This window comes from Streptomyces sp. NPDC003691 (genome assembly GCF_053981115.1).
This window is the reverse complement of sequence record NZ_JBSFNQ010000012.1, coordinates 117,876-124,101: the sequence shown is the minus strand read 5'-3', so window position 1 is coordinate 124,101 and position 6,226 is coordinate 117,876. Positions and strand designations below refer to the sequence as shown.

The window sequence follows — 6,226 nt, the reverse complement described above, 5'->3', positions numbered from 1 at the left end:
GCAACGCCGAGTGCGGCTTCTCGTACCGCCACAGCCTCTTCAAGGAGCACCCCGACCGCTACGTCGTGCTCCGGGTCCGCTTCCGGCTGGAGGACGCGGAGGGACTCTCCGCGCCCGTCCGCTACGCCGAGACCGCGCGTGCCCTCGGCGTCGGCCCCGGCGACCGGGCCCCCCTGGACGCGGTCCGTGCCACCGTCCTCGCGCTCCGGGCCGGCAAGGGCATGGTCCTCGACCCCGACGACCACGACACCTGGTCCGCCGGGTCCTTCTTCACCAACCCGGTCCTCGACGAAGCCGCGTACGAGACGTTCCTCGGCCGGGTCCGGCAGCGGCTCGGCGACGACGCCGCACCGCCCGCCTACCCGGCGGGGGAGGGACGTACCAAGACGTCCGCGGCCTGGCTGATCGACCGGGCGGGCTTCACCAAGGGGTACGGCGCCGGACCGGCGCGCATCTCCACCAAGCACACCCTGGCCCTGACCAACCGCGGCGACGCCACCACCGAGGACCTCCTGGCCCTCGCCCGCGAGGTCGTCGAGGGCGTCCGGGACGCGTTCGGCGTCACCCTGGTCAACGAGCCGGTCACGGTCGGTGTGACCCTCTGAACCCGCGCCGCCCGAGCGCCGGGGCCGGGGTCAGGGCGTCGCGGCCAGCCAGGCGTCCACTCCGGCCAGCAGCTTCCCGCGCACCGGCTCCGGCGCCGCCGACGCCCCGATCGACTGCCGCGCCAGCACCGCCAGCTCCGTATCGGTGAAGCCGTGGTGGCGGCGGGCCACCTCGTACTGGGCGGCCAGCCGGGAACCGAAGAGCAGCGGGTCGTCCGCGCCCAGCGCCAGCGGGACACCGGCCTCGTAAAGGGTCCGCAGCGGTACGTCCCCGGGCTTGTCGTAGACGCCCAGCGCCACGTTCGACGTGGGGCAGACCTCGCAGGCCACCCCGCGGTCGGCGAGTCTGCGCAGCAGCTCCGGGTCCTCCGCGGCGCGCACCCCGTGGCCGATCCGGGAGGCCCGCAGATCGTCCAGGCAGTCGCGGACCGACGACGGGCCGGTCAGCTCGCCGCCGTGCGGTGCCGCCAGCAGCCCGCCGTCCCGGGCGATCGCGAAGGCGCGGTCGAAGTCGCGGGCCATGCCCCGGCGCTCGTCGTTGGAGAGCCCGAAGCCGACGACGCCCCGGTCCGCGTACCGGACGGCCAGCCGGGCCAGGGTCCGGGCCTCCAGCGGGTGCTTCATCCGGTTCGCGGCCACCAGGACCCGCATCCCGAGCCCGGTCTCCCGGCTCGCCGAGTCCACCGCGTCCAGGATGATCTCCATCGCCGGGATCAGGCCGCCCAGCATCGGCGCGTACGAGGTGGGGTCGACCTGTATCTCCAGCCAGCCCGAACCGTCCTTGACGTCCTCCTCGGCCGCCTCCCGCACCAGCCGCCGGATGTCCTCCGGCGCCCGCAGACAGGACCGGGCGATGTCGTACAGCCGCTGGAAGCGGAACCAGCCGCGCTCGTCGGTGGCCCGGAGTTTCGGCGGCTCGCCGCCGGTCAGCGCGTCAGGCAGATGGACGCCGTACTTGTCGGCCAGTTCCAGCAGGGTCGAGGGGCGCATCGAACCCGTGAAGTGGAGATGCAGATGGGCCTTGGGGAGCAGGCTGACGTCACGTACGCGTTCCATCCTCGGATCCTGCCGCAACCGGAGCCGCTCGGCAGCCGTATTCCCTGATCGGGCGCTTGCCCGAACGAAAAAACGGCCCCCGGACCGGAAAAATCCGGTCCGGGGGCCGCCGCGGTGGCGGGACGGCTCAGGCCTTCGCTTCCGCCAGCAGCTTCTGGATCCGGGACACGCCCTCCACCAGGTCGTCGTCGCCCAGGGCGTACGACAGCCGCAGATAGCCAGGGGTGCCGAAGGCCTCACCGGGGACGACCGCGACCTCGGCCTCGTCCAGGATCAGCGCCGCCAGCTCCCCGGAGGTCGCCGGGCGCTGCCCGCGGATCTCCTTGCCCAGCAGCTCCTTCACCGAGGGGTAGACGTAGAACGCGCCCTCCGGCTCCGGGCAGACCACACCGTCGATCTCATTGAGCATCCGCACGATGGTGCGGCGGCGGCGGTCGAAGGCGGTCCGCATCTCGGCCACCGCGTCCAGATCGCCGGAGACCGCGGCCAGCGCCGCGACCTGGGCCACGTTGGAGACGTTCGACGTGGCGTGCGACTGGAGGTTCGTCGCGGCCTTGATCACGTCCTTGGGGCCGACGATCCACCCCACCCGCCAGCCGGTCATGGCGTACGTCTTCGCCACCCCGTTCACCACCAGGCAGCGCTCGCGGATCGCGGGCACCACGGCGGGCAGCGAGGTGAACGAGGCGTCGCCGTAGACCAGGTGCTCGTAGATCTCGTCGGTCAGCACCCACAGGCCGTGCTCCTCGGCCCAGCGGCCGATCGCCTCGGTGTCCTCACGGCTGTAGACGGCGCCGGTCGGGTTGGACGGGGAGACGAAGACGACGACCTTCGTACGCTCCGTACGGGCCGCCTCCAGCTGCTCCACGGAGACCCGGTATCCGGTGGTCTCGTCGGCCACCACATCGACCGGGACACCGCCCGCCAGCCGGATCGACTCGGGGTAGGTGGTCCAGTACGGGGCCGGGACGATGACCTCGTCACCCGGGTCCAGGACCGCCGCGAACGCCTCGTAGATCGCCTGCTTGCCGCCGTTGGTCACCAGGATCTGCGCCGGGTCGACCTCGTAGCCGGAGTCCCGGAGCGTCTTCGCCGCGATGGCCTTCTTCAGCTCGGGCAGCCCGCCGGCCGGGGTGTAGCGGTGGTACTTCGGGGTCCGGCAGGCCTCGACGGCCGCCTCGACGATGTAGTCCGGCGTCGGGAAGTCGGGCTCGCCCGCGCCGAAGCCGATCACCGGACGCCCGGCGGCCTTGAGGGCCTTCGCCTTGGCGTCGACGGCGAGGGTCGCGGACTCGGAGATCGCACCGATGCGGGCGGAGACCCGGCGCTCGGCGGGAGAGGTAGCAGCGCTCATACGTCCATCGTCCCAGACGCGGAAACGGTGCGGCACACCCGTTTCGCAGCCCGGACAGGGGCCCGGCGGCGGTCCCCCGGGAGGCCGGGGGAGCGGGTTCGAAGAAACGATCTACCGGACCCCGCAGGTGGGTGACAAGAACCGCGGCAGCGTTGTCTGTTCGACGTCGGCCCCGGGACCACGTACACTCACTCGTCGTTGGCACCTCACCGACGGCTTCACGGGAACCTTCCGTGATGCTGTAGGTTGGGGAAGTCACAAAGGGTCGTAGCTCAATTGGTAGAGCACTGGTCTCCAAAACCAGCGGTTGGGGGTTCAAGTCCCTCCGGCCCTGCTACACACACCTCCGCCAGGTTGTGTGCGCATGTACGTAGATTCATTGATCCGCCGTGCGGCTCCACCGGGCGCGGCACGGCCACGACCCGGAATCAGGTGAGAGAAAGTGACGGATGCCGTGGGCTCCATCGACACGCCTGATGCCGAGGACGAGGCTCCCAAGGAGAAGACCCGCAAGGGCGGCAAGCGCGGCAAGAAGGGGCCTTTCGGCCGTCTCGCGCTCTTCTACCGGCAGATCGTCGCCGAGCTCCGCAAGGTCGTCTGGCCTACGCGTAAGCAGCTGTCGACGTACACGACCGTGGTCATCATCTTCGTCGTCATCATGATCGGCCTCGTGACCGTGATTGACTATGGGTTCCAGGATCTCGTCTCGTACGTGTTCGGCTGATCCCGCGAATAAGGGCGGCGTCACCGGGTGCGTACCGGGACGCTGTCCTTTCCGCATGTTCCACCCATCTGTATCCAGGAAGAAGCAGCCACCGTGTCTGACCCGAACCTGAACGAGGCCGTCGAGCCGGACGACGCGAGCTTCGAGTCCGTGGAGTCCGCCGAGGACGAGCTCGACATCGTTGAGGCTGCGGACTCCGTCGACCCGGACGAGGCGGAAGCTGCGGACGAGGCCGCCGGTGAGCCGGCCGAAGAGGCCGCGCTGCATGTCGAGGACGAGGCCGCCGAAGGCGCCGAGGACGAGGCTGAGGACGCCGACGAGGCGGACGCCGAGGACGACGAGGCCGACGAGGACGAGACCGAAGCCGAGGCTGAGGCCGAGGAGCCGGTCGACCCGATCGCCGCGCTCCGTGAGGAGCTGCGCACCCTCCCGGGCGAGTGGTACGTGATCCACACCTACGCCGGGTACGAGAAGCGGGTCAAGGCCAACCTGGAGCAGCGCGCCGTCTCGCTGAACGTCGAGGAGTTCATCTACCAGGCCGAAGTGCCCGAGGAAGAGATCGTCCAGATCAAGAACGGCGAGCGCAAGAACGTCCGCCAGAACAAGCTTCCCGGCTATGTCCTGGTCCGTATGGACCTGACCAACGAGTCCTGGGGCGTCGTCCGGAACACTCCGGGCGTCACCGGATTCGTGGGCAACGCCTACGACCCGTACCCGCTGACCCTGGACGAGATCGTGAAGATGCTCGCGCCGGAGGCGGAGGAGAAGGCCGCCCGTGAGGCCGCCGAGGCCAAGGGCGAGCCGGTGCCGGCCCGCAAGGTCGAGGTCCAGGTGCTGGACTTCGAGGTCGGCGACTCGGTCACGGTCACGGACGGTCCGTTCGCGACCCTCCAGGCCACGATCAACGAGATCAACCCGGACTCGAAGAAGGTCAAGGGTCTGGTCGAGATCTTCGGTCGCGAGACCCCGGTCGAGCTGAGCTTCGACCAGATCCAGAAGAACTGACACAGAGCTTCCGACCAGGTCAGGACCGCCCGCAAAGGCGGTCCTGACCTGTCGGTTTTTAACCGCCGCACGATACCCGTTATCGTTGGGCGGTATGCCTCCATCCGGATGATCGGGTGGGGTGCTGAAAACTCTCACTAGGACCCGGAGAGAGCAATGCCTCCCAAGAAGAAGAAGGTCACGGGGCTTATCAAGCTCCAGATCCAGGCCGGCGCGGCCAACCCGGCTCCGCCGGTCGGCCCGGCCCTGGGTCAGCACGGCGTCAACATCATGGAGTTCTGCAAGGCCTACAACGCCGCGACCGAGTCGCAGCGTGGCATGGTCGTGCCGGTGGAGATCACGGTCTACGAGGACCGTTCCTTCACCTTCATCACCAAGACTCCGCCGGCCGCGAAGCTGATCCTCAAGGCCGCTGGTGTGGACAAGGGCTCCGGCGAGCCGCACAAGACCAAGGTCGCCAAGCTCACGCGCGACCAGGTCCGCGAGATCGCCACGACGAAGATGCCCGACCTGAACGCGAACGACCTGGACGCCGCGGAGAAGATCATCGCGGGTACGGCTCGTTCCATGGGCGTCACCGTCGAGGGATAAGGGTTCGCGGACTGCCGTCCGCACCCCGTTTGACCTTTAGTGGTAGGGCCAAGCGCTGGTCCGCACCACGACTCCACACCTGAAACACACCAGGAGCAGAAGTGAAGCGCAGCAAGACTTTCCGCGCTGCGGACGCCAAGATCGACCGGGAGCGCCTGTACGCGCCCCTGGAGGCCGTCCGTCTCGCCAAGGACACCTCGTCCACCAAGTTCGACGGCACCGTCGAGGTTGCCCTGCGTCTGGGTGTCGACCCGCGCAAGGCCGACCAGATGGTCCGTGGCACCGTGAACCTTCCGCACGGCACCGGCAAGACCGCCCGGGTCCTGGTCTTCGCGACCGGTGACCGTGCCGAGGCCGCGCGTGCCGCGGGCGCCGACATCGTCGGCGCCGACGAGCTGATCGACGAGGTCGCGAAGGGCCGTCTGGACTTCGACTCCGTCGTCGCCACCCCGGACCTCATGGGCAAGGTCGGCCGCCTCGGCCGGGTGCTCGGTCCGCGTGGTCTGATGCCGAACCCGAAGACCGGTACGGTCACCCCCGATGTCGCGAAGGCCGTGACCGACATCAAGGGCGGCAAGATCGAGTTCCGCGTCGACAAGCACTCGAACCTGCACTTCATCATCGGCAAGGTCTCGTTCGACGAGGTCAAGCTGGTGGAGAACTACGCCGCGGCGCTGGAGGAGATCCTCCGTCTGAAGCCGTCCGCCGCGAAGGGCCGCTACGTCAAGAAGGCGACCCTGACCACCACGATGGGCCCCGGCATCCCGCTGGACTCCAACCGCACCCGTAACCTCCTCGTCGAGGAGGACCCGGCCGCCGTCTGATCCGACGGCTGCCGCGGGTTCGCGCGCAGTGCTCATACCGGTCCCCGCGTCTCTTCGGAGGCGCGGG

The 6,226-nt window shown here is 69.2% G+C and carries 7 protein-coding genes and 1 tRNA gene; 6 read left to right on the top strand and 2 right to left on the bottom strand.

Annotation, left to right across the window (positions count from 1 at the left end; translation table 11 throughout):
• A partial coding sequence (locus ACWDR0_RS08925) for a UDP-N-acetylmuramate dehydrogenase (RefSeq protein WP_456350952.1) occupies positions 1 to 605 on the top strand: 605 nt, incomplete at its 5' end.
• Between the two features lie 30 nt (positions 606 to 635).
• On the opposite strand, the gene ACWDR0_RS08920 is transcribed toward ACWDR0_RS08925, so the two are convergent.
• Together ACWDR0_RS08920 and ACWDR0_RS08915 are read right to left on the bottom strand one after the other, a co-directional pair.
• Entirely contained in the window at positions 636 to 1,661 is a 1,026-nt protein-coding gene (locus ACWDR0_RS08920) for an adenosine deaminase (RefSeq protein WP_456350951.1), read from the bottom strand.
• A 127-nt stretch (positions 1,662 to 1,788) separates the two neighbouring features.
• Complete coding sequence (locus tag ACWDR0_RS08915; RefSeq protein WP_456350950.1) at positions 1,789 to 3,015, bottom strand: pyridoxal phosphate-dependent aminotransferase; 1,227 nt, start codon at positions 3,013 to 3,015, stop codon at positions 1,789 to 1,791.
• Positions 3,016 to 3,276: 261 nt separating this feature from the next.
• Here ACWDR0_RS08915 and ACWDR0_RS08910 point away from each other — a divergent pair.
• The 5 genes from ACWDR0_RS08910 to rplA all read left to right on the top strand — a co-directional run bounded on the left by ACWDR0_RS08910 (position 3,277) and on the right by rplA (position 6,159).
• Positions 3,277 to 3,349 (top strand) — tRNA-Trp (locus tag ACWDR0_RS08910).
• A 108-nt stretch (positions 3,350 to 3,457) separates the two neighbouring features.
• Positions 3,458 to 3,739, top strand: coding sequence for a preprotein translocase subunit SecE (gene secE, locus ACWDR0_RS08905; protein WP_456350949.1), 282 nt, complete (start codon positions 3,458 to 3,460; stop codon positions 3,737 to 3,739).
• Between the two features lie 93 nt (positions 3,740 to 3,832).
• Positions 3,833 to 4,744 carry a transcription termination/antitermination protein NusG gene (gene nusG / locus ACWDR0_RS08900; protein WP_456350948.1) on the top strand — a complete coding sequence of 304 codons (912 nt, stop codon included), beginning with the start codon at positions 3,833 to 3,835 and terminating at the stop codon, positions 4,742 to 4,744.
• 156 nt (positions 4,745 to 4,900) lie between these two features.
• Positions 4,901 to 5,335, top strand: coding sequence for a 50S ribosomal protein L11 (gene rplK, locus ACWDR0_RS08895; protein ID WP_116428045.1), 435 nt, complete (start codon positions 4,901 to 4,903; stop codon positions 5,333 to 5,335).
• Positions 5,336 to 5,436: 101 nt separating this feature from the next.
• Positions 5,437 to 6,159 (top strand): 50S ribosomal protein L1, encoded by a 723-nt coding sequence (gene rplA, locus ACWDR0_RS08890; protein ID WP_456350947.1) that lies wholly within the window; start codon positions 5,437 to 5,439, stop codon positions 6,157 to 6,159.
• The last annotated feature ends 67 nt before the right edge of the window (positions 6,160 to 6,226 follow it).

Coding starts and splice junctions, on each gene's coding strand:
- ACWDR0_RS08915 (WP_456350950.1), bottom strand. CDS start 3,015: ATGAGCGCTGCTACCTCTCCCGCCGAGCGCCGGGTCTCCGCCCGCATC.
- rplK (WP_116428045.1), top strand. CDS start 4,901: ATGCCTCCCAAGAAGAAGAAGGTCACGGGGCTTATCAAGCTCCAGATC.
- ACWDR0_RS08920 (WP_456350951.1), bottom strand. CDS start 1,661: ATGGAACGCGTACGTGACGTCAGCCTGCTCCCCAAGGCCCATCTGCAT.